The following is a 20,051-nucleotide window of genomic DNA, read 5'->3' as shown; positions in this document are numbered from 1 at the left end:
CCAGCGTAATGGGGCGATCTAGAGTGACGACATGTCCGACGTCGCGACCCCTCTGTCCGACCGGCCGCTGTTGCTGGACGGCGGTCTGGGGACGACCCTCGAGGCAGGAGGACACGACCTCTCCGGTGAGCTGTGGTCGGCGCGCGTGCTGTCGGAGGCTCCGGCGGACGTCCGCGCGGCGCACGCCCGTTTCGCCGCTGCCGGCGCAGACATCCTCACCACGGCGTCGTACCAGATCGGGTTCGACAACCTGGCCGCGGCGGGCTTCGACGCCGCTCGCACCCGCCGGCTGCTGGACCTGTCGGTGCGGGTCGCCCGTGAGGGCGGGGCTGAGGCGGGGCGGGAGGTGCGGGTGGCCGCATCCGTCGGGCCGTTCGGCGCGACGCGGGCGGACGGCAGCGAATACACCGGCGACTACGGTCACACCGCCGCCCAGCTCGAGCGCTGGCATCGTCGCCGTCTCGATGCGCTCGTCGCCGCCGAGCCCGACCTGCTGGCGGTCGAGACCATCGCCTCCCCGGCCGAGGCTGAGGCGGTCGCGCGTGCGGTCGAGGGCATCGGCATCCCGACATGGGTCGCGCTGTCGGCGGCGAGCACGGCGTTCGACGAGGCGTCGCTGCGCGAGACCCTCGTCGCGATCTCGCGGGTGCCGGGCGTCGTCGCCGTCGGGGTCAACTGCTGCCCGCCGGCCGCCGTGGCGTCGGCCCTGACGTCGGCCGCAGCCGTGCCGTTCGTCGTCTACCCGAACAGCGGCGAGTCGTGGGATGCCGATTCGCGCGTCTGGACCGGCGAACCGGGCCACGCGCTGGCCGAGGCCGAAGACTGGATCCGGGCCGGCGCGCGCATCGTGGGCGGATGCTGCCGCACCACGCCCGACGATATCGCCGCTCTTGCCCGCCGGCTCAGATGAGGCCGTGGCGGACGAAGGCGTTGTGGATCCCGTCGTCGTCGATCGCCGTCGTCACCTCGTCGGCGAGGGCCTGCACCTCCGGCGCGGCGTTGCCCATCGCGATCGCGGTGCCGCACACCTCGAACATCTCGGCGTCGTTCCAGTTGTCTCCGATGCCGATCGCGTCGGCGGGATCGACGCCCAGGTGGGCGAGCACCTCCAGGATCGCGGCGCCCTTGTTCACGCCGCGCGGCGCCACTTCGCCCGAACTGCCCTCCGGTAGCGGGATCGTGCCCGAGACGACGGCGAAGTCGGGGGCGAGCTCGGCGAGCAGGTCGGCGACCGCGTCCGCGTCGTGCCCGAGGATGACGGCCTTGGCGACCTCGGCATCCGAGAAGTGGACCTCGTCGTCGAAGGTCTTCATGCCGACGCTGAAGAATTCGAGCTCGTCGGGGTCGACCCCCGCGGCCCGGGCGTCGTCGGCGTGGCGGGCGCGGTCGCGCTCGAGCCGGTCCGCGAGCAGGTCCGGCAGACCGGGGCTCGCGAACATACGGTCGAAGGACTGGTAGTACCAGTGGATGCCGCGTGCCTCGAACGCGGCGCTGAGGCGCGCGACCTCGGCGGCGGTCATGAGTCGCGAGACGATCAGCTCGTCGCCCACGCCGGCGAACGCGCCGCCGTTCGTGACGGCGCCGTCGAAGCCGATGTCGAGGATGCGGCCGCGCAGCTCGGCCATGCCGCGGCCCGTGCTCAACAGCACGAGGTGGCCGTTCTCGCGCGCGCGGCGGACGGCGGCGACGGCGGACTCGGGCAGGTGGGTGCCGTCCTGCAGGAGCGTGCCGTCGACATCGAGGAAGACGGCGCGGCGGCGGAAGTCGGACGAAGTCATGCGATCCCCTCTCGGATGCGGAGAAGGGCGCGGTCGCGGGCCAGAAGGAGGGCCCCGCGACCGCGCCCGGTCGGGTCGGCGTCTCAGCGGGTGAGCGAGGCGCCGTTGGTGCGGATGACCTCGGCGTACCAGCCGAACGACTTCTTCTCGTAGCGCTCGAGCGTGCCCGAGCCGTCGTCGTTGCGGTCGACGTAGATGAAGCCGTACCGCTTGCTCAGCTGCGCGGTCGAGGCGCTGACCAGGTCGATGCAGCCCCACGAGGTGTAGCCGAGCACCTCGACGCCGTCGGCGATCGCTTCGCCGACCTGCACGAGGTGGTCGTTGAGGTAGGCGATGCGGTAGTCGTCGATGACCGTCTTGACGCCGTCGACCTCGACGAGCTGGTCTTTCGCGCCCAGACCGTTCTCGACGATGAACAGCGGCTTCTGCCAGCGGTCCCAGAACTGGTTGAGCACGAGGCGCAGGCCCACGGGGTCGATCTGCCAGCCCCACTCGCTCGCCTCGAGGGTCGGGTTCGGAACGCCGCCCATGATGTTGCCCTCGCCGGTGACCTTCTTCGCGGGGTCGGCGGTCGCGGCGACCGACATGTAGTAGCTGAACGACACGAAGTCGACCGTGTTGGTCAGGTCGTCGCGGTCCTCGTCGGTGATGTCGAGCTCGATGCCCTTCTCCGCGAGGGTGCGCAGGAAGTACCCGGGGTAGGCGCCGCGGGTGTGCACGTCGCCGTAGACGAGGTTCGAGTGGTCGAACGACATGACCTCCAGCGCGTCTGCGGGCGACGGCGAGAGCGGATACACGGGCATCGACAGCACCATGCAGCCGATCTGCGCGTTCGGGGCGACCTCGCGTGCGATGCGCGTCGCGCGGGCCGAGGCCACGAGCTCGTGGTGCATCGCCTGGTAGAGCTGCTGCTCGGTCAGCTCGTCCTTCGGGGTGTTGATGCCGCCCGACATGAAGGGGGCGTGGAGGAGGGAGTTGATCTCGTTGAAGGTCAGCCAGTACTTCACCCGGGCGCCGTAGCGCTCGAAGAGGGTGCGCGCGTAGTTCTCGTAGAAGGCGATGAGGCGGCGGTCGGTCCACCCGTCGTAGGTCTCGGCGAGGTGGAGCGGCGTCTCGTAGTGCGAGATGGTGACGAGCGGCTCGATGCCGTGCTTCTCGAGCTCGTCGAGGACGCGGTCGTAGAAGGCGAGGCCCTCTTCGTTGGGCTCGGTCTCGTCGCCCTTCGGGAAGATGCGGCTCCACGCGATGGAGAAGCGGAAGGTCTTGAAGCCCATCTTGGCGAAGAGGGCGATGTCTTCTGCGTAGCGGTGGTAGAAGTCGATGCCGACGAGCTTGAGGTTGTCGGGGGTCGGCTCGTCGGTGCGGGCGCCGACGATGCCGCGGGGCATGACGTCCTGCACCGAGAGCCCCTTGCCGCCTTCGTCGTAGGCGCCCTCGAGCTGGTTCGCGGCGGTCGCTCCGCCCCAGAGGAATCCGTCGGGGAAGGTGGTGGTGCTCATGGCTCTCTCGTTTCGTATCGCTTGGCCCGCAGGTGGCGGGACTGTGTATCGCTGGTCCCGCGGCTGGCGGGACGGGTGGGGGAGGGGGCGCGGTCCGGTTCCGCGCCCCCTCCGCGCGGGGTGTCGGTCAGTTCGCGAGCGCGGACTCGACCGAGACCGCCGTGAACAGCGGCTCGCCGTGCGCGATCGGGCCGGACGCCTGGCCGGCCAGAGCGGGGTACAGCTCGCCGTTGGTGACGATGACGGGCGTCGTCAGGTCGTAGCCCGCACGCTCGATCGCGTCGCCGTCGAACTCGACGAGCAGGTCGCCCGCCTTGACCTCCTGGCCGGTGGTGACCTTGACGTCGAAGTGCGCGCCCGCGAGCCTCACCGTGTCGATGCCGATGTGGATGAGCACCTCGGCGCCGTCGGCGTGACGGAGGCCGATCGCGTGACCGGTCGGGAACGCGGCTGCGACGGTTGCGTCGAACGGGGCGTACACGGCGCCCGAACGCGGCTTGATCGCGACGCCGTCACCGAGGCTGCCCTCGGCGAAGGCGGCGTCGGGAGTCTCGCTCAGCGGCACGACCGTGCCGTCGACGGGGCTCAGCACGACGACGTCGTTGCCGGATGCCGCGGGGGCCGCGGCCGGTGCGGCATCCTCTTCCGGCTCCGTGAATCCGACGATCGCGGTGAGCAGGAACGGGATGACGATCGCGGCGGCGAGTCCGATGATCAGCATGACCATGTTGCCGTTGCCGAACAGGGCCGGGAGGGCCAGCCCGGAGGGCACGACGAACGCCGTCGAGAACACGCCGCCCATCGCGATGATGGCGCCACCGATCACACCGCCGACGATGCCGAAGGCGAAGGGGCGCTTGAGCGGCAGGTTGATGCCGTAGATGGCGGGCTCGGTGATGCCGGCGAGGAAGCCCGAGAGCGTTGCGGGGGCGGCGAGCGACTTGAGGTTCTTGTTGCGGGCGCGCACCCACACGCCGGCGACGGCAGCGGCCTGCGCGAGGACGGCCGCGAACACGGGGCCGATGAGCAGGATCTGACCGGTGGTCTGGTACTCCAGCGTGAACAGCGGCACGAGGCCCCAGTGCAGACCGAAGATGACGAAGACCTGCCAGAAGCCGCCCATGATGGCGCCGCCGGCCCACGGCGCGTTCTCGAAGACCCAGCCGATGCCGTTGCCGAGCGCGCCGCTGAGGATCGCGGAGATCGGACCGATGACGACGAAGACGATCGGGACGGCGATGAGCACGACGATCATCGGGGTGACGAAGCGGCGCACCGCGCCCGGGAGCTTCGCGTAGAGGAACTTCTCGGCGTGGCTCTGCAGCCAGACGATCACGATGATCGGGATGACGCTCGAGACGTAGGTGACCATCGTGAAGGGGATGCCGAAGAAGGTCAGGCCCTCGACCCCGACGAGCGGGGTGATGGTCGGGTAGAGCAGCGCTGCCGCGATCGCGAAGGCGGTGAACTCGTTGGCCTTGAAGTAGCGCGCCGCGGTGAAGGCGAGCGCCATCGGCAGGAAGTTGATGAGGCCGTCCGACAGGGCGTTGAGCACCGCGTAGGTCGAGTTGTCGGTGGTGATCCACCCGAACGTGACCGCCGCAGCGAGGAACGCCTTGAGCAGACCGGTGCCCGCGAGGGCCCACAGCAGCGGCGTGAAGATCGCCGAGATCATCGAGATGAAGCGGTTGAAGAGGTTGCCCTTGGGGCCCTCGGATGCCGCGGCGTCGGAGCCGGCGCCGAACTTCGAGATCTTGCCGATCTCGGCGAACACGTCGGGGACGTCGTTGCCGATGACGACCTGGTACTGGCCGCCGGCCTGGGCGACGGTGACGACGCCGGGCACGGCCTTGACGGCGGCGGTGTTCGCCTTCGACTCGTCCTTCAGCACGAAACGCAGACGCGTCGCGCAGTGGACGAGGGAGTTCACGTTCTCCTCGCCGCCGACGCCCTCCAGGACGCCGGCCGCGGTCTTCGAGTAATCCATCGGGACTGCTCGCTTTCTGCCGCAGCATCGCGGCACTCGGGTGGAGGAAGCCGCCGCATCCCGTTTCCGGGCAACAAAAAAACCTGAACTCGTTCACCGCCGATCAAAGCGATGTGAGTTCAGGTTTTGCCCGCTGCCGCGGTAACAATCCGGAGACTTCCACAGGGCAGCGACGCCCTGCGAGGGTCACAGTACCACGCGTGTAGTGTCTTCGCCAGTGCCGTTCGCCCCGACCTGCGTCGCGAGGCGCTCGACGTGGACGATGACGTAGAGCAGCTCCTCGTCGGTCAGCTCCGACTCGGTCGCGGCGCGGACGTAGGCCTTGACCTCCTCCGCGATCGCGTACGACCGGGGATAGCTGTGCTTGGCGAACTCGAAGAACGAGGTGTCAGCGCTGCGCAGCATCGTCTTGGAGACGAGGCGCTGCAGCAGGAATTGGATGTGCAGGATGAAGCGCGCGTAGTCGGGGCTGTCGGTGTCGAGCTTGACGCCGAGGCCGTTCTCGACCGTCATGACGACGTGCTGCAGACGGCGGAAGAGAAGGGCCGCCGTGCCGTTGGGTTCGTCACGGGTCGCGTTGAGCAGGTGCATCGTGAGGAACACGGCCTCTTCGTCGGGCAGCTCGCGATCGAGCGACTCGGAGATCGCGGTGGCCATGCGCTGCGCCGCGGAGAACTCGTGGGGATGCAGCACGCGCAGTTCGGGCATGTTGGTCGCGGGGATCCGGATGCCGTTGTCGAGCCGTTCGAGCACGAACTGGATGTGATCGATGACGGCCATCGTGAAGAACCGGTCGAGGTGGTGGCCGAGACGGCGCTCGGCCTCGTCGACGGCGCGAGTGACGGCTTCGACGACCGGATAGGGAACGTCGGTCAGCAGCTGCCGCTCGCGGTCACCGGCATCCCCCGCATCGAGGATGAAGGTCTTCTCGACCTTGTCGGGGTCGAGGGTGTCGGAGGGCTTCAGCTGGAATCCGAGTCCGCGCCCCATGAGCACGCGCTCGCGGCCGTGCTCGTCGAGGGTGATGACGACGTTGTTGTTCAGCACCTTGTGCACGACGGTGCCGCGCGGGGGCGGAGCGACGTCGTCGAGGTTCATGGCTGAAGTCTAGGGCGGGAGGGGTCGAGGCCGCCCGGCACGGCGAATGCCGGCGGCCAGCCTTCGCGCAGCCGGCGCCGGTACCCTGGATCATATGACCGATTCTGATCCCGTGCGCGAGACCGCGTCGTCCGTGCGCGAGACCGCGTCGCGCGTGCGCTCCACCAAGCCGCGCCAGGTGCGCCCCGCGACCGAGGGGTGGTCGCAGCAGAAGGACGAGTCCGGTCGCCCCCTCCTCCAGTTCGCGAGCCCGAAGCGCGGCAAGCCGCCCGTCCACCTCGCCGACCTCACCCCCGAGCAGCGCGTCGAGAAGGTCAAGGAGCTCGGCATGCCGGGCTTCCGGGCCAAGCAGCTCGAGAAGCACTACTTCCGTCACTTCACCTCGGATGCCGCGGAGATGACCGACCTGCCCGCCGCGGGGCGCGACGAGCTCGTCGCGGGTCTGCTGCCGCCGCTGCTGACCGAGGTGCGCCGACTCGAGACCGACCGCGGCGACACGATCAAGTTCCTGTGGAAGCTCCACGACGGCGCCCTCGTCGAGTCGGTGCTGATGCGCTACACCGGCCGCATCACGCTGTGCGTGTCGAGCCAGGCCGGATGCGGCATGAACTGCCCGTTCTGCGCGACGGGCCAGGCGGGCCTGACCCGCAACATGTCGGCCGCCGAGATCATCGAGCAGGTGGTCCGGGCGAACCGTCTCATCGCGGACGGCGGCCTCGGCGATCCCCGCAAGGTCGGGCACGAGGGCGAGCGCGTCACGAACATCGTCTTCATGGGCATGGGCGAGCCGCTGGCGAACTACGCCCGCGTCATGCAGGCGGTGCGCACGATGGTCGACAAGGATCACGGCATCGGCATGAGCGCCCGCGGCATCACGGTGTCGACGGTGGGCCTCGTGCCCGCGATCCAGAAGCTGACGAAGGAGGACATCCCCGTCACCTTCGCTCTCTCGCTGCACGCCCCCGACGACCAGCTGCGCGACGAGCTCATCCCCGTCAACTCACGCTGGAAGGTCGACGAGGCGCTCGACGCCGCGAAGGCCTACTTCGATGAGACGGGCCGGCGGGTGTCGATCGAGTACGCCCTCATCAAGGACATGAACGACCACGCGTGGCGCGCCGACCTCCTCGCCGAGAAGCTCAACGCCCGCGGTCGGGGGTGGGTGCACGTGAACCCGATCCCGTTGAACCCCACGCCCGGTTCGATCTGGACCTCCTCCGAGCCCGAGGTGCAGGACGAGTTCGTGCGACGGCTCAACGAGGCCGGCATACCGACGACTCTCCGCGACACGCGCGGCAAGGAGATCGACGGCGCATGCGGTCAGCTCGTGGCGACCGAGGACGACCAGCGCGCGGCCGACACCGTTCCTGCGGGTTGAGGTCATAAGACGCAACTCCGGCCCGTCCGGACCCACCGGGAGGTAGCGTTTTCCCATGGTTGAGTATCGCTACCTCGGCAACAGTGGATTCAAGGTCTCGGAGATCACGTACGGCAACTGGGTGACGCATGCGTCGCAGGTGGAGAACGACGCGGCCATCGCGACCGTCCACAAGGCGCTGGACCTCGGCATCACCTCGTTCGACACCGCGGACGCTTACGCGAACACGGCAGCGGAGGTCGTCCTCGGCGATGCGCTGAAGGGCCAGCCCCGCGAGACGCTCGAGATCTTCACCAAGGTGTACTGGCCGACCGGCCGCAAGGGCCCGAACGATCAGGGGCTTTCGCGCAAGCACATCTTCGACAGCATCAACGGATCGCTCCGCCGTCTCGGCGTCGACTACGTCGACCTCTACCAGGCGCACCGGTACGACTACGAGACGCCGCTGGAAGAGACGATGCAGGCCTTCGCCGACATCGTCCGTCAGGGCAAGGCGCTCTACATCGGCGTCAGCGAGTGGACCGCCGAGCAGCTGCGCGAGGGGCACGCCCTGGCGAAGCAGCTCGGTTTCCAGCTCGTGTCGAACCAGCCGCAGTACTCGGCGCTGTGGCGCGTCATCGAGGGCAAGGTCATCCCCACCTCGCAGGAGCTCGGCATCTCGCAGATCGTCTGGTCGCCGCTCGCGCAGGGCGTCCTGACCGGCAAGTACCAGCCCGGTCAGCCCGTGCCCGAGGGGTCGCGCGCGACCGACGAGAAGAGCGGCGCGAACTTCATCAAGCGCTTCTTGAACGACGAGGTGCTCACGGCCGTCCAGAAGCTGAAGCCGATCGCCGACGAGGCGGGCCTCACCGTCGCGCAGCTCTCGCTCGCGTGGGTGCTCCACAACGAGAACATCGCGGCGGCGCTCGTCGGCGCCTCGCGCCCGGAGCAGCTCGAGGACACCGTCAAGGCCTCGGGCGTCAAGCTCGAGCAGTCGGCGTACGACGCGATCAACGACGCCCTCGCCGGCGTCGCGGTGACCGATCCGGCCGAGACCGACAACGTCTCGCCGAAGACGCGCCCGGCCTGATCCGGGCTGATCGTGGTCACGACGAGCGCCGGCATCCTGCCCTACCGCATTGCTGCGGACGGCACGGTGTCGGCGCTCGTCGCACACATGGGCGGGCCGTTCTGGTCGGCCAAGGATGCCGGAGCCTGGTCGATCGTCAAGGGCGAGTACGACCCCGACCGCGAGGCGGCGCTGGACGCGGCCCGCCGCGAGTTCCGCGAAGAGCTCGGGCTCGAACCGCCCGAGGGCGAGTACGCCGAGCTGGGCACCTTCTCGTACTCGTCGGGCAAGCGCATCACGGTGTTCGTCGTCGACGGCGCCGATCTCGACGTCTCGGGTGCGGTTTTCGGGGAGTTCGAGATGGAGTGGCCGCCGCGGTCAGGGCGTACGGCATCCTTTCCGGAGGTCGACCGCGTCGAGTGGGTCGACCTCGGCCGCGCCCGCGAGCTGCTCGTGAAGGGTCAGCGACCGGCCCTCGACCGGCTCGACCAACTCCTGGATGGGGAGAACTCCCCATCGCCGTGACCGCCCGAGTGTTCCTATGCTGTTCCACGACAACCTGGGGGGACCGCAATGGCCGACGGCGTAGACATTCCGCTCGACTCGATGCAAGCGCTCAGCGATGCGCTGAGCGACATCATCGCCGAGTTCGAGGACGCCGGCTCGCGCACCGGTGACCTGGTGGGTGCGATCGGCAACCCCCAGGGCGACAGTCGTCTCGCCCGTGCCGCCGAGGACTTCGAGTCCGAGTGGGACGACAAGCGCGAGACCCAGCGTCGCAACCTCGAAGAGATGAAGAAGCGCCTCGACGACGCCCGCGAGGGCTGGGAGCAGGCCGATCTGGAACTCGCGCAGAGCATGGAGTCCGCCGAATGACCGAGAACTCGTTCATCTACTCCCGCGAGGAGATGCCCTCGACGCCGGGTCGTCGGCGGGTGCGCAAGATCGAGGGTGATCCCGGTGCGATCAGCGCACGGGCTGCCGACATCGAGTCGCTCGGCGACAAGATGGCTCGTGCGGCGGCGACCCTTGAGCGGTTCGCCGACGGCACCGTGGGCCGTGGCGAGTCGTTCGAGGCGGTCCGCGAGCAGGCGAAGGAGGTCTACGAAGACCTGCAGACGGCGGCTCGCCGGTACCGCCCCAGTGGCACCGCGCTGGCGGCGTATGCGACCGCGCTCAGCACCGTCCAGGCCGACAGCGACTGGCGGGTCGACGGAGCGAACCGGACGTGGCCCGAGGTCAACGAGGCATCGCGCGCCCTGAGCGGTGCGGAAGCCGACCAGCACGAGTTCGACACCCAGGAACGCCTGCATCCCGACGTCGAGCAGACCGGCACGCGCCCCAGCACCGCCGGCGCGCAGGCAGCGTTCGATGCCGCGGTGTCGTCGTGGGAGGCCTACTGGGGAACCTACGACGCGCCTGTCGAGACATGGGAGTCGGCCTACGACACGGCCGTCAACAGCCTCGAGCGCACCAACGCCGACGGCGTGTCCGACAGCTTCTGGGACAACTCGATGCCCTTCGTCGAGGCCATGCTCGACGTTCTGCTCGTCGTCGGCGTGATCTTGCTCGTGGTCGCTTTCCTCGTGACCGGCCCACTTGCATTGCTTGCCGGTGTGCTGGCCGCAGTGGCTGGAGTGCTGAGCCTTCTCGGCGAGATCGCCAAGCTGAACGCCGGGCGCGGTGACTGGCAGAGCGTCGCACTCGCCGCCGTCGGCATCATCCCCTTCGGCAAGCTCGCCAAGCTGGGGGACCTCGCTCAATTCGCGGGGGCAGGCGCCCGGTTCCCGCGGCTCAGCGGTGCATTTCGTCTCGGCGGGAGCGAGTTCGCCGACCTCCATACGTCACTGAACCAGTTCCTCACCAGACGCATCCCCGATCTATTCACCGTGCACGGCCTGAACTCGCAGAATCTCATGCGGGTCGTGAACATGCCCGCCTACCTCGCGCAGGGCAATCGCTGGGTCGGCGGGTGGAGGGCTGGGTGGAACGCCCTCGCTGGCAACCCGACAAACCTGCCGGAGGCTCTCGGCGGCTCTATCGACGTGATGCTCGACGTCATCGGGATCGCCAAGGATGGTAGCGAACGTCTCACCTCGCTCGCGCGATAAGCTCGGCAGCTGTACCGCGTTCGGTCGTCCGCCGGGGGAGGCTGACATGTCATCGCATGTTTCCGAGATAGTCCTGCGCGCTGACCCCGCGATCTGGAGTCCCGTGCCCCACGCTCACGCGGAGGTAAACAATTGGATCGCCGCCCGGGTGGCCAGCGCCCCGGCAGATACTGCTAGACATGTCGAGGACGCCGCCCGGCTTGCGCTCTATGCAACGCTCGGCAGCGAGCTCAGCCTCGCGCTGCTGCTCACCGTGCCATCGTCGGGGATCTACGGAATGCTGGGGGTGCTCGGGGTCGCCGGTGCCCCCGCGCCCTCGAATGCGGAGGAAGCGCGCGATGTCGCCGAAGCGCTGCTCCCTTCGCCTTGGGGCGCGGAGATGTTAGCGGTGGATCTCGGCACCGCCCGTGGGTGGCGTGCGACCGTGCTGGACCCGGTTCAGCGCGACGACGATGGCGTCGCCCTGCCGCAGACCGTGTCGACGGCGTACGTCTTGGACGTCGATGGTCGCTGTGTCGTCGCTGCACTCTCGCCGCTCGCACCCCTTGCGGCGGCTGCGGCTCAGGTGCTGGCGCAGCGCGCGCTCTCGACTATCGACGTATCCGAAAGGTCTGAGGTATGACAGATACGCAGCTGATGGCGCAGCTCGCCGCCGTGCGCGCGGAGATCGCGCCGGCACTGCCCCGGAACGTGGAACCGCACATCGTCGAACTCGCGGCTTTCAGCGCCGTTGGCGAGCGCGAGCTCGCGCTAAGAGTGTGGCACGAAGCTCGCGAGGCGGCGGAGGAGGCTCGTCGCGCGATGCGACGTCGTCTGCGCGAACGGCACGGCGCGAGACACCCGGGCGGGTGGCCGCTCACGGTGCTGTTCGTCGGTGCGCTGTGCGCGGCGGTGGCGGCCGCCCTCGCCAGCGGCGTCCGGTTCGACCCGGAAGACACGGCGACCGTCACCGTCGTGCTCGCAGGTGTCGCGGCCGCGACCTGCGTCGTCGTCATGGTCGCGGCCCGCGGGCGCGCCCTCAACCGCGCAGTCATCCGCATACATGGTGTTGTCACAGTCGGCCTCCTCGCAACAGCGGCTTTCGCGATGAGCCGGGACTCCGGTCCGCTGACGCCGGTTGTGCTCGTCGCTGCTTTCGTCGGGGTCGTTGGATTCGTCATCGTGCTCGTTGCCCGGGCGCGCAACGCCGCAGACACCGAGGCTGTCGACACCGCGGCGAACGTTGGGCTTGCCGAGACGCTGCCCGAGGTGGAGGCGGTATCGCTGCGGCTGCGCTCCGAGGTCTCGGCCGCCCTGCCGCCCGAGCGTGCACGCCGAATCGTGGAGCTGCGGACCGCGACGCTCGAGGGGCTCTCGGCGCAAGGCATCTTGATCGAGCCCGTCGATTCCCGGACTCCCGCGGGCGGAGTGATCATCGATGCCATGCTCGCCGCCTGGGTTCCGGACGTCATGAATGACGAGATCTGACTGCGCTGACGTGAACGCGGTGTCGGACGAGCAGGTCGAGACGCTGGTCGCGCGCGCCAAGCCCCGCGTCGAGTCGGCCATGGCCCTCCCGCAGTTCACACCCGGCATGGCCGAGGTCAACGTGTTCGATGTCGCCGGCCAACGGGCCGTGGCCGATTGCGCGTCGGACGCGGTTCGCGACCTCGGCTCCGAAGCGGTGCGGCGGGCCAAGAGCGGACTCGTCCGCGATTTCGGCGCGCGTAATCCCGAGCGCGGCTGGATCGGTTTCGCGATGTTCCTCTCCGTCGTGGCGAGCGTGCTGGCGGCCGCCTTCGCGTCGGGCATCCGGTCCGATCCGGCTGACGTGGCGATCGTGGCCACCATCCTCGCCGTGGTCGGCGCCCTCGCGAACGCGATCTCACTCGCGGCCTCGAGGCTGCGACCGCTGAACCGGTTCGTCCTGCGCATGCAGCTCGTGACCTGCGTCGCCCTGGCGGCCGCGGTGGCGCTGAGCTTCTCCCATGGGCTCGTCTGGCCGGCTACGGCGCAACTCGTGTGCCTGATCGTCACGGTCATCGTGGGCATCGTCATCGTCGTCGTACGCGGGCGTGACGCCGAGGCGACCGAAGAGATCGACCTCTGCGTCGAGCGCGCCTATCTGAGCGCCATCGACGAGGTGGAGGCGGGGGCGCGGGAAGCGCAGTAACGGCTGGATGCCGAACTCGATCCAGGCGCCGCTGCGGTGATCCTGCGCGTCCGCACGGTGCTGTTCGCCGACCTCGGCAAACGGAATGCCGCTCTCGCCGCGTTCGACCCGTCCGCACCGGTCGGTTCGGCGCTCATCGCCGCGAAGACCGACCCGGATCGCTGGCTTCCGGCTGCGCTCGCCAAGACGCGGAAGCGGCCGGCCCGCTAGTCCTCACCGGTGCCCGCCACGGTGCGAGGCACCCGGGCGGGTGGCCGCTCGCCGTGCTGTTCGTGGGAGCGCTGTGCGCGGCCGTGGCCGCCGCTCTCGGCCGCGGTGCGCGCTTCGAACCCGACGACATGGCGACGGCGACCGTCGGGCTTCTCGTGGCGGCCGGCTTCACGATGAGCCGGGATGCCGGACACTCGACGCCGGTGGTGATCGTCGCGGCTGTCGTCGGGGTCGTCGGGTTCGTCGTCGCGCTCGGGCCCGCGCGTGCGCGCCGCATCGTCGAGCTGCGTACGGCGACGCTCGATGCACTCGCCGCGGAGGGCATCGCGCTCGAGCCCATCGATCCGCACGTGCCGGCCGGCGGCGTGATCATCGACGCTCTGCTGGCCTCGTGGATCCCCGAGGTGGTGCGCGATGCGATCTGACACAGCCGGCTCGATAGGCTGGCACCCCCGACGGAAGGAAACCCCATGTCGCTGCGCGCGGAGCTGATCGGTGAGACCGTGAGCGAGCCGTCGTTCGCGGTGCTCCTGCCCACCGGCTGGGAGGCTCACACGCCCGACTTCGCATCGGTGGATGAGCGTGTCGACGCTGCCGTCGCGGCGCTCCCGGTCGCTTCCCGAGGTGCGGTGCTGGCGGCGCTGCGCGAGACGGTGGCTTCGGCCCGTGCCGAGGCGACGCGTGCCGACATCATCCGGGTCTTCTCGCCGTCGCAGGCCGGCGAGGACGACGCGATCCCGGTCTCGCTCGTCGCCTCGTGGCTCATCGCACCCGCGGGTGCAACGGCATCCGATCTGGGGGCGACGATGGTGCAGCGCTACCGGGCACGGCCGCTCGACGAGCGCGGGACGATCCTGAAGTGGTCTGCGGCGAAGACCTCCACGATCGAGGGTGCGGAGGTGCGCACTGCAGGTCACGGCTATCTCATCCGCGTGCCCGACGAGCAGAAGCGAGCGCTCGTCTTCCGATCGACGATCCTCCAGCGTGTGGACGGCACCGAGATCCCCGACGACGGCATCGATGCGATGGAGCTCGTCTGCGACGCGATCGTTGCGAGCGTGCGCTGGAGGAAGCGCGCCTGACGGTGACGGACGAAGAGTCGATCAGAGTCGCATCCGAAGCCGCGCGTCGCAACGTACGCGGAAGCCTCGGTTCGCGGTCATTCCACCCGCGCGACGCGGAGATGCTGGTATTCGACGCCGCCGGTCAGCGGGCGCACGCTGTGGAGATCTGGCACGCCGCTCGCGCGATCGGCGAGGAAGGCAACAAGTCGGCCCGCGCCGAGCTGCGCCGCCGCTACGGCGGTCGGGCGCCGGGCGTCGGGTGGATCGGGTGGGTGCTGGTGTTGGCTGCGATCTGCGCCGCCCTGGCGCTCGTCATGTCCACAGGCTTCCGCGTTCCCGCGAAGAACCTGGAGGGGGTCGTCGTCGCGTTGAGTGTCGCCGCTGCCGTCCTGATTGCGGTGACACTCGTCGGCGCGGCAGCGCTCACGCTCGGTCGCGGCGCCGTCGTCGGCGGCGCCATCGTCGCGTCGGCGGCGCTCGTCGCTCTGGCCGCGCTGGCCACGGTGCAGGACCGAGCGGCCGACCTCCAGCGGCAGACCGCCGACCGGCTGGGCCCTGAGCTTGCGGCCGCGATCGTGCGGATCCGCACTGCGGCGTTCGCCGAGGCGCCCGTCTCGCCCCACGGTCTCGATCTGGCGCGCTACGACGATGCGGTTCCCGCCGGTGGCGTGATCATCAGCGACTTCGCGGACCCCCGGGTCTGGCTGCCCCGCGCCCTCGCCGACAAGCTGTGACTCAGGGTCAGCGCTTCTTCTTCGGCGCCTCCGAGACGTCCAGCTTCTCGTGCAGCCCGCCGAGCGATGACCAGGCACTGGCGGTGCCCTTCGCGGCGTGCTCGGCGCCGCGCACGGCTCGCTCGTCGGCCCATTCGTTCAGGACGTGGCCGCGGTGTCCCCGGACGTGCTCGAGGATGACGTCGGGCAGGCCGCGCGCACGGCGGGCGTCGCGGGCGGCGATGAGCTGCTCGAGGATGTCGCGGTTCTTCGTCGGCGCGCCGGTCGAGGTCTTCCAGCCACGGCGGCGATGGCCGTCCATCCACGATGCGTATGTGTCGATCGCGTACTTGGAATCGGCCTGAACGACGAGCTCGCGGACGTCGGGGTGGTCCTCGATCGCCTTGAGCAGACCGAGGAGTTCGCCGATGTTGTTCGTGCCCTGCGGGATCGCTCCGGCGGCCCAGTGGCCGTCCTCGCCGACCCAGGCCCAGCCGGTCGGTCCGGGATTGCCCTTGCAGGCGCCGTCGGTGGCCACGGTGTATCGGTCGGAACTCACTCGGGCAAGGGTACCCGGGGCCCGGCTTGATGCGATTTCTGTATACGTTCACGTTGGATTCCGGTGATATGGGCCCGTTTGCGTGCTCTTGTGTATACAATCGCCGCATGGCGGCCGAGGGTGGAGCACGAGCGGGAGAGCGCGCGTACGCCGCTCTGCTGACCGAGATCCAGAACGGCGACCTCGCGCCCGGCGCGGTGCTCGGCGAGGTGGAGCAGGCGACCCGGCTGGGCGTCAGCCGCACGCCGCTGCGCGAGGCCCTGCGGCGGCTCGCGGCCGACGGCCTCGTGCGTCAGGCTTCGCCGCGGGTGACGGTCGTCGCCGACATCGATCGCGACGACATCCGATCGCTCTTCGAGGTGCGGCGTGCGCTGGAAGAGACCGCCGCACGGCTCGCGGCATCCCGGGGCGACGCCGCGCTGTTCGCCGAACTCGCCGCGGCGTTCGAGCGCACGGCGCAGCCTGAGGCGCCAGCCGCGGGCGACCCGGACGCGTACTACGCGCTCATCGCACGCTTCGACGCCGCCCTCGACGACGCGGCCGGCAATGCCTACCTGACGTCGGCGCTCACGAAGGTTCGCGCTCACCTCGTGCGGGTCCGGCGCCTCGCGCGCGACAACCCCGCGCGGCTCGCCGCGTCGATCGGGGAGCACCGGCTCATCGCGAGCGCGATCGCCGCCCGCGACGCCGACCTCGCGGCCCACGCGACCCATGTCCACCTGCACAACGCCCTGACCAGCATCCTCGACTCCCTGGAGGCATCCGCATGACCGTCAGCCATCACGTCCGCGTCCACCGCAGCGACGAGGAGCTCGCACGCGAGGACCAGCTCGCCTGGAAGATCGCGGAGGTCGCCGTCGACCCCGTCGAGGTCGAGCCCGAGGTCGTCGACATGATCGTGAACCGCATCATCGACAACGCCGCCGTGGCAGCGGCATCGCTCACCCGGGCGCCCGTCAGCTCGGCCCGCGCGCAGGCGCTCGACCACCCGGTCTCGCGGGGCGGCGCGGGGGCGAGCGTGTTCGGCGTGACCGACCGCACGAGCCCCGAGTGGGCCGCGTGGGGGAACGGCGTCGCGGTGCGCGAGCTCGATTACCACGACACCTTCCTCGCCGCCGACTACTCGCACCCCGGCGACAACATCCCGCCGATCCTCGCGGTCGCTCAGCACGTCGGTGCCGACGGCGCGGCGCTCGTGCGGGGCCTCGCGACCGGGTACGAGATCCAGATCGACCTCGTGCGGGCCATCTGCCTGCACAAGCACAAGATCGACCACGTCGCCCACCTCGGGCCTTCGGCCGCCGCCGGCATCGGCACGCTGCTCGGGCTCGACACCCCGACGATCTACCAGGCGGTCGGCCAGGCGCTGCACACGACGACGGCGACCCGCCAGTCGCGCAAGGGCGAGATCTCGACCTGGAAGGCGCACGCGCCCGCGTTCGCCGGCAAGCTCGCGGTCGAGGCCGTCGACCGCGCGATGCGCGGCGAGACGAGCCCGAACCCGATCTACGAGGGCGAGGACGGCGTCATCGCGTGGCTGCTCGACGGACCGGACGCCGCCTACACCGTGCCGCTGCCGGCGCCGGGGGAGGCCAAGCGCGGCATCCTCGACTCGTACACGAAGGAGCACTCTGCCGAGTACCAGGCGCAGGCGTGGATCGACCTCGCCCGCAAGCTCCACGGCGAGCACCCCGAGCTGCGCGACCCGACGAACGTCGAGAGCATCGTCCTGCACACGAGCCACCACACGCACTACGTCATCGGCTCGGGCGCGAACGACCCGCAGAAGTACGACCCGACCGCGTCGCGCGAGACGCTCGACCACTCCATCCCGTACATCTTCGCGGTCGCGCTGCAGGACGGCGGGTGGCACCACGTCGACTCGTATACGCCCGAGCGCGCGGCCCGCCCCGACACGATCGCCCTGTGGCGGCGGATCACGACGGCCGAGGATGCCGAGTGGACCCGGCGCTACCATTCGGAGGATCCGGCGGAGAAGGCGTTCGGCGGACGCGTCGAGATCCGGATGGCCGACGGCTCGACGATCGTCGACGAGATCGCCGTCGCCGACGCCCACCCGCTCGGGGCCCGGCCGTTCGCCCGCGAGGACTACATCCGCAAGTTCCGGATCCTCGCCGAGCCCGTGCTCGAACCGGCCGAGATCGAGCGCTTCCTCGACCTCGCCCAGCGCCTGCCCGAGCTCACGGCTGACGAGGTGCGCGAACTGAACATCGTCGCGCGCGAGGGAGTCATCGCGTCGGCACCGAACCCGCGGGGGCTGTTCTGATGCTGTATTCGCAGACCACGGCGGCCGACAAGCGCCGCGTGCTGCGGGAACGACTCGCGAGCGGTGAGACGCTGCGCTTCCCGGGAGCATTCAACCCGCTCTCGGCCCGGCTCATCGAGCAGCACGGCTTCGACGGCGTGTACGTATCGGGCGCGGTCATCGCGGCAGACCTCGGGCTCCCCGACGTCGGTCTCACCACGCTCAGCGAGGTCGCCGGACGCGGACAGCAGATCGCGCGGATGACCGAGCTTCCGGCGATCATCGACGCCGACACGGGGTTCGGCGAGCCGATGAACGTCGCCCGTACGATTCAGACGCTCGAGGATGCCGGGCTCGCGGGATGCCACGTCGAGGACCAGGTCAACCCCAAGCGATGCGGGCATCTCGACGGGAAGAGCGTCGTTGACGAGAACACGGCGGTGGGCCGCATCCGGGCTGCCGTCGATGCCCGGCGCGACGCGAACTTCCTCATCATGGCGCGCACCGACGTGCGGGGGATCGAGGGGATGGATGCGGCTGTCGACCGCGCCCGCGCGCTCGTCGACGCCGGGGCCGACGCGATCTTCCCCGAGGCGATGCGCGACCTCGCGGAGTTCGAGGCGATGGCGTCGGCCCTCGACGTGCCGATCCTGGCGAATATGACCGAGTTCGGGAAGTCGGAGCTGTTCACGGTGGACCAGCTGCGCGACGCGGGCGTGCGGATCGTCATCTGGCCGGTCTCGCTGCTGCGCATCGCGATGGGTGCGGCGGGCCGCGCGCTCGACGAGCTCACGACGGCCGGGAACCTGACCGCGAAGCTCGGCGAGATGCAGCACCGCGCCGACCTGTACGACCTCGTCGACTACGAGGGCTACACGCGATTCGACTCGTCGGTCTTCGACTTCACCCTGTCGACTCGCCAGAATGAGTCGATCGACCGGGGCTGAGACCCGCAGATTCTGGCTACTCGACGGAGAGGGAACAGAACATGACCGAGCAAGACATCCGCAAGGGGCTCGTGGGGGTCGTCGCCGATGTGACGGCGATCTCGAAGGTGAATCCGGAGACGAACTCGCTGCTCTACCGGGGGTACCCGGTGCAGGAGCTCGCGGCGACCCAGCCGGTCGATGCCGTGGCGCATCTGCTGTGGCACGGCGAGCTGCCGACCGGCGACCAGCTCGCCGAGCAGCGCCGACGGGCTCGGCCGCACCGTGCGCTGCCGCCGGAGCTGCGTGAGGCGATCGACCGGATGCCGGTGGACGCGCACCCGATGGACGAGGTGCGGACCGCCGTGAGCGTTCTCGGCGCTCTCGACACCGCCGGCGCGGCATCCGTTCTCGAGGCGGTGGGGACGCCCGAGCGCAACCGCGAGCGAAGCCTGCGCCTGTTTGCGGTGCTGCCCGCGGTCGTCGCCTACGGGCAGCGTCGCCGTCGGGGGCTCGAGATCATCGAGCCGCGCGACGACCTCGACGACGCGGCGAACTTCCTGTGGATGACCTTCGGTGAGGAGCCCGATCCGGTCGTGGTCGACGCGTTCAACCGGTCGCTGATCCTCTATGCCGAGCACTCGTTCAACGCCTCGACCTTCACGGCGCGGGTCATCGCGTCGACGCTCAGCGACCTGTACTCCGCGGTGGTGGGCGCGATCGGGGCGCTGAAGGGGCCGCTGCACGGCGGCGCCAACGAGGCCGTGATGCACGTCTTCGACGAGATCGGGGATGCCGCCGCCGTCGAGGCCTGGCTCGACCGGGCGCTCGCCGAGAAGCGGAAGATCATGGGGTTCGGTCACCGCGTCTACAAGCGCGGCGATTCGCGGGTGCCGACGATGAAAGCGGCGCTGGACGCGCTGGTCGCCCACTACGATCGCCCGGATGTCGCGGAGCTCTACGACGCCCTCGAGCGCGAGTTCACCGGCCGCAAGGGCATCTACCCGAACCTCGACTACCCGTCGGGGCCGGCGTACAACCTCATGGGGTTCGACACCGTCACCTTCACGCCGCTGTTCGTCGCGGCCCGGGTGGTCGGCTGGACGGCGCACATCATGGAGCAGTACGCCGCCAACGCGCTCATCCGCCCGCTGTCGGCGTACGACGGCCCCGCCGAGCGGCACGTCGACGGATACGTCGCGGACGAGGCCGAGGTCGAGGCAGCAGAGCGCCCCGAGGAAGCCGCCGGCTGACGACTTCCT

General features: G+C 69.7%; 22 protein-coding genes. 17 read left to right on the top strand and 5 right to left on the bottom strand.

Going from position 1 to position 20,051, the window contains the following annotated elements:
* Positions 1–31: 31 nt before the first annotated feature.
* Complete coding sequence (gene mmuM / locus MTS1_RS07170) at positions 32–910, top strand: homocysteine S-methyltransferase (protein ID WP_023952693.1); 879 nt, start codon at positions 32–34, stop codon at positions 908–910.
* Here the strand turns inward: mmuM and MTS1_RS07165 are convergent.
* From MTS1_RS07165 to MTS1_RS07150, 4 genes are all read right to left on the bottom strand, one after another.
* Entirely contained in the window at positions 903–1,778 is an 876-nt protein-coding gene (locus tag MTS1_RS07165; RefSeq protein WP_023952691.1) for an HAD hydrolase family protein, read from the bottom strand. The genes mmuM and MTS1_RS07165 overlap by 8 nt on opposite strands.
* An 83-nt stretch (positions 1,779–1,861) precedes the next feature.
* Positions 1,862–3,277: a glycoside hydrolase family 1 protein gene (locus MTS1_RS07160; RefSeq protein ID WP_023952689.1), complete on the bottom strand. Its 1,416-nt coding sequence runs from the start codon at positions 3,275–3,277 to the stop codon at positions 1,862–1,864.
* Between the two features lie 127 nt (positions 3,278–3,404).
* Positions 3,405–5,264: a beta-glucoside-specific PTS transporter subunit IIABC gene (locus MTS1_RS07155; RefSeq protein ID WP_023952686.1), complete on the bottom strand. Its 1,860-nt coding sequence runs from the start codon at positions 5,262–5,264 to the stop codon at positions 3,405–3,407.
* 186 nt (positions 5,265–5,450) lie between these two features.
* A complete protein-coding gene (locus MTS1_RS07150; protein WP_023952684.1) occupies positions 5,451–6,362 on the bottom strand; it encodes a PRD domain-containing protein in 912 nt (303 codons plus the stop codon).
* Positions 6,363–6,456: 94 nt separating this feature from the next.
* Between MTS1_RS07150 and rlmN the strand changes: the two genes are divergently transcribed.
* The 12 genes from rlmN to MTS1_RS07095 all read left to right on the top strand — a co-directional run bounded on the left by rlmN (position 6,457) and on the right by MTS1_RS07095 (position 15,059).
* Positions 6,457–7,740 carry a 23S rRNA (adenine(2503)-C(2))-methyltransferase RlmN gene (gene rlmN / locus MTS1_RS07145; RefSeq protein WP_023952682.1) on the top strand — a complete coding sequence of 428 codons (1,284 nt, stop codon included), beginning with the start codon at positions 6,457–6,459 and terminating at the stop codon, positions 7,738–7,740.
* A gap of 55 nt (positions 7,741–7,795) precedes the next feature.
* Positions 7,796–8,809 (top strand): aldo/keto reductase family protein, encoded by a 1,014-nt coding sequence (locus MTS1_RS07140; protein WP_023952680.1) that lies wholly within the window; start codon positions 7,796–7,798, stop codon positions 8,807–8,809.
* 12 nt (positions 8,810–8,821) lie between these two features.
* A complete protein-coding gene (locus MTS1_RS07135) occupies positions 8,822–9,313 on the top strand; it encodes an NUDIX domain-containing protein (protein WP_023952678.1) in 492 nt (163 codons plus the stop codon).
* Between the two features lie 48 nt (positions 9,314–9,361).
* The gene (locus MTS1_RS07130; RefSeq protein ID WP_023952676.1) at positions 9,362–9,664 is read left to right on the top strand and encodes a hypothetical protein; all 303 of its coding nucleotides are present in this window, start codon (positions 9,362–9,364) and stop codon (positions 9,662–9,664) included.
* The gene (locus MTS1_RS07125) at positions 9,661–10,899 is read left to right on the top strand and encodes a hypothetical protein (protein WP_023952675.1); all 1,239 of its coding nucleotides are present in this window, start codon (positions 9,661–9,663) and stop codon (positions 10,897–10,899) included. The genes MTS1_RS07130 and MTS1_RS07125 overlap by 4 nt, the downstream gene beginning before the upstream one ends.
* Before the next feature lie 148 nt (positions 10,900–11,047).
* A complete protein-coding gene (locus MTS1_RS07120; protein ID WP_064956319.1) occupies positions 11,048–11,521 on the top strand; it encodes a hypothetical protein in 474 nt (157 codons plus the stop codon).
* Entirely contained in the window at positions 11,518–12,366 is an 849-nt protein-coding gene (locus MTS1_RS07115) for a hypothetical protein (RefSeq protein ID WP_023952670.1), read from the top strand. The genes MTS1_RS07120 and MTS1_RS07115 overlap by 4 nt, the downstream gene beginning before the upstream one ends.
* Positions 12,353–13,051, top strand: a complete 699-nt coding sequence (locus tag MTS1_RS07110; protein WP_144083375.1) for a hypothetical protein — start codon at positions 12,353–12,355, stop codon at positions 13,049–13,051. The genes MTS1_RS07115 and MTS1_RS07110 overlap by 14 nt, the downstream gene beginning before the upstream one ends.
* A 36-nt stretch (positions 13,052–13,087) precedes the next feature.
* The gene (locus MTS1_RS16600; RefSeq protein WP_023952667.1) at positions 13,088–13,261 is read left to right on the top strand and encodes a hypothetical protein; all 174 of its coding nucleotides are present in this window, start codon (positions 13,088–13,090) and stop codon (positions 13,259–13,261) included.
* 53 nt (positions 13,262–13,314) lie between these two features.
* On the top strand, positions 13,315–13,686 hold the full coding sequence (locus MTS1_RS07105; protein ID WP_023952666.1) for a hypothetical protein: 372 nt from the start codon (positions 13,315–13,317) through the stop codon (positions 13,684–13,686).
* Between the two features lie 45 nt (positions 13,687–13,731).
* A complete protein-coding gene (locus MTS1_RS07100; RefSeq protein ID WP_023952665.1) occupies positions 13,732–14,343 on the top strand; it encodes a hypothetical protein in 612 nt (203 codons plus the stop codon).
* Positions 14,344–14,444: 101 nt separating this feature from the next.
* The gene (locus MTS1_RS07095; protein ID WP_144083374.1) at positions 14,445–15,059 is read left to right on the top strand and encodes a hypothetical protein; all 615 of its coding nucleotides are present in this window, start codon (positions 14,445–14,447) and stop codon (positions 15,057–15,059) included.
* 7 nt (positions 15,060–15,066) lie between these two features.
* On the opposite strand, the gene MTS1_RS07090 is transcribed toward MTS1_RS07095, so the two are convergent.
* Entirely contained in the window at positions 15,067–15,597 is a 531-nt protein-coding gene (locus MTS1_RS07090; protein ID WP_036304688.1) for a ribonuclease H, read from the bottom strand.
* A 107-nt stretch (positions 15,598–15,704) separates the two neighbouring features.
* Between MTS1_RS07090 and MTS1_RS07085 the strand changes: the two genes are divergently transcribed.
* The 4 genes from MTS1_RS07085 to MTS1_RS07070 are packed head-to-tail and all read left to right on the top strand — an operon-like array spanning position 15,705 to position 20,042.
* Positions 15,705–16,367, top strand: coding sequence for a GntR family transcriptional regulator (locus MTS1_RS07085; protein ID WP_023952662.1), 663 nt, complete (start codon positions 15,705–15,707; stop codon positions 16,365–16,367).
* A complete protein-coding gene (locus MTS1_RS07080; protein WP_023952661.1) occupies positions 16,364–17,884 on the top strand; it encodes an MmgE/PrpD family protein in 1,521 nt (506 codons plus the stop codon). The genes MTS1_RS07085 and MTS1_RS07080 overlap by 4 nt, the downstream gene beginning before the upstream one ends.
* Entirely contained in the window at positions 17,884–18,810 is a 927-nt protein-coding gene (gene prpB / locus MTS1_RS07075; protein WP_023952660.1) for a methylisocitrate lyase, read from the top strand. The genes MTS1_RS07080 and prpB overlap by 1 nt, the downstream gene beginning before the upstream one ends.
* Positions 18,811–18,851: 41 nt before the next feature.
* A complete protein-coding gene (locus tag MTS1_RS07070) occupies positions 18,852–20,042 on the top strand; it encodes a bifunctional 2-methylcitrate synthase/citrate synthase (protein ID WP_023952659.1) in 1,191 nt (396 codons plus the stop codon).
* Positions 20,043–20,051 lie beyond the last annotated feature (9 nt).

The sequence above is a fragment of the Microbacterium sp. TS-1 genome (assembly GCF_000509385.1).
Classification (GTDB): domain Bacteria; phylum Actinomycetota; class Actinomycetes; order Actinomycetales; family Microbacteriaceae; genus Microbacterium; species Microbacterium arborescens.
Note: the sequence above shows the minus strand (reverse complement) of the source record. Positions and strands in the feature narration are given on the sequence as shown.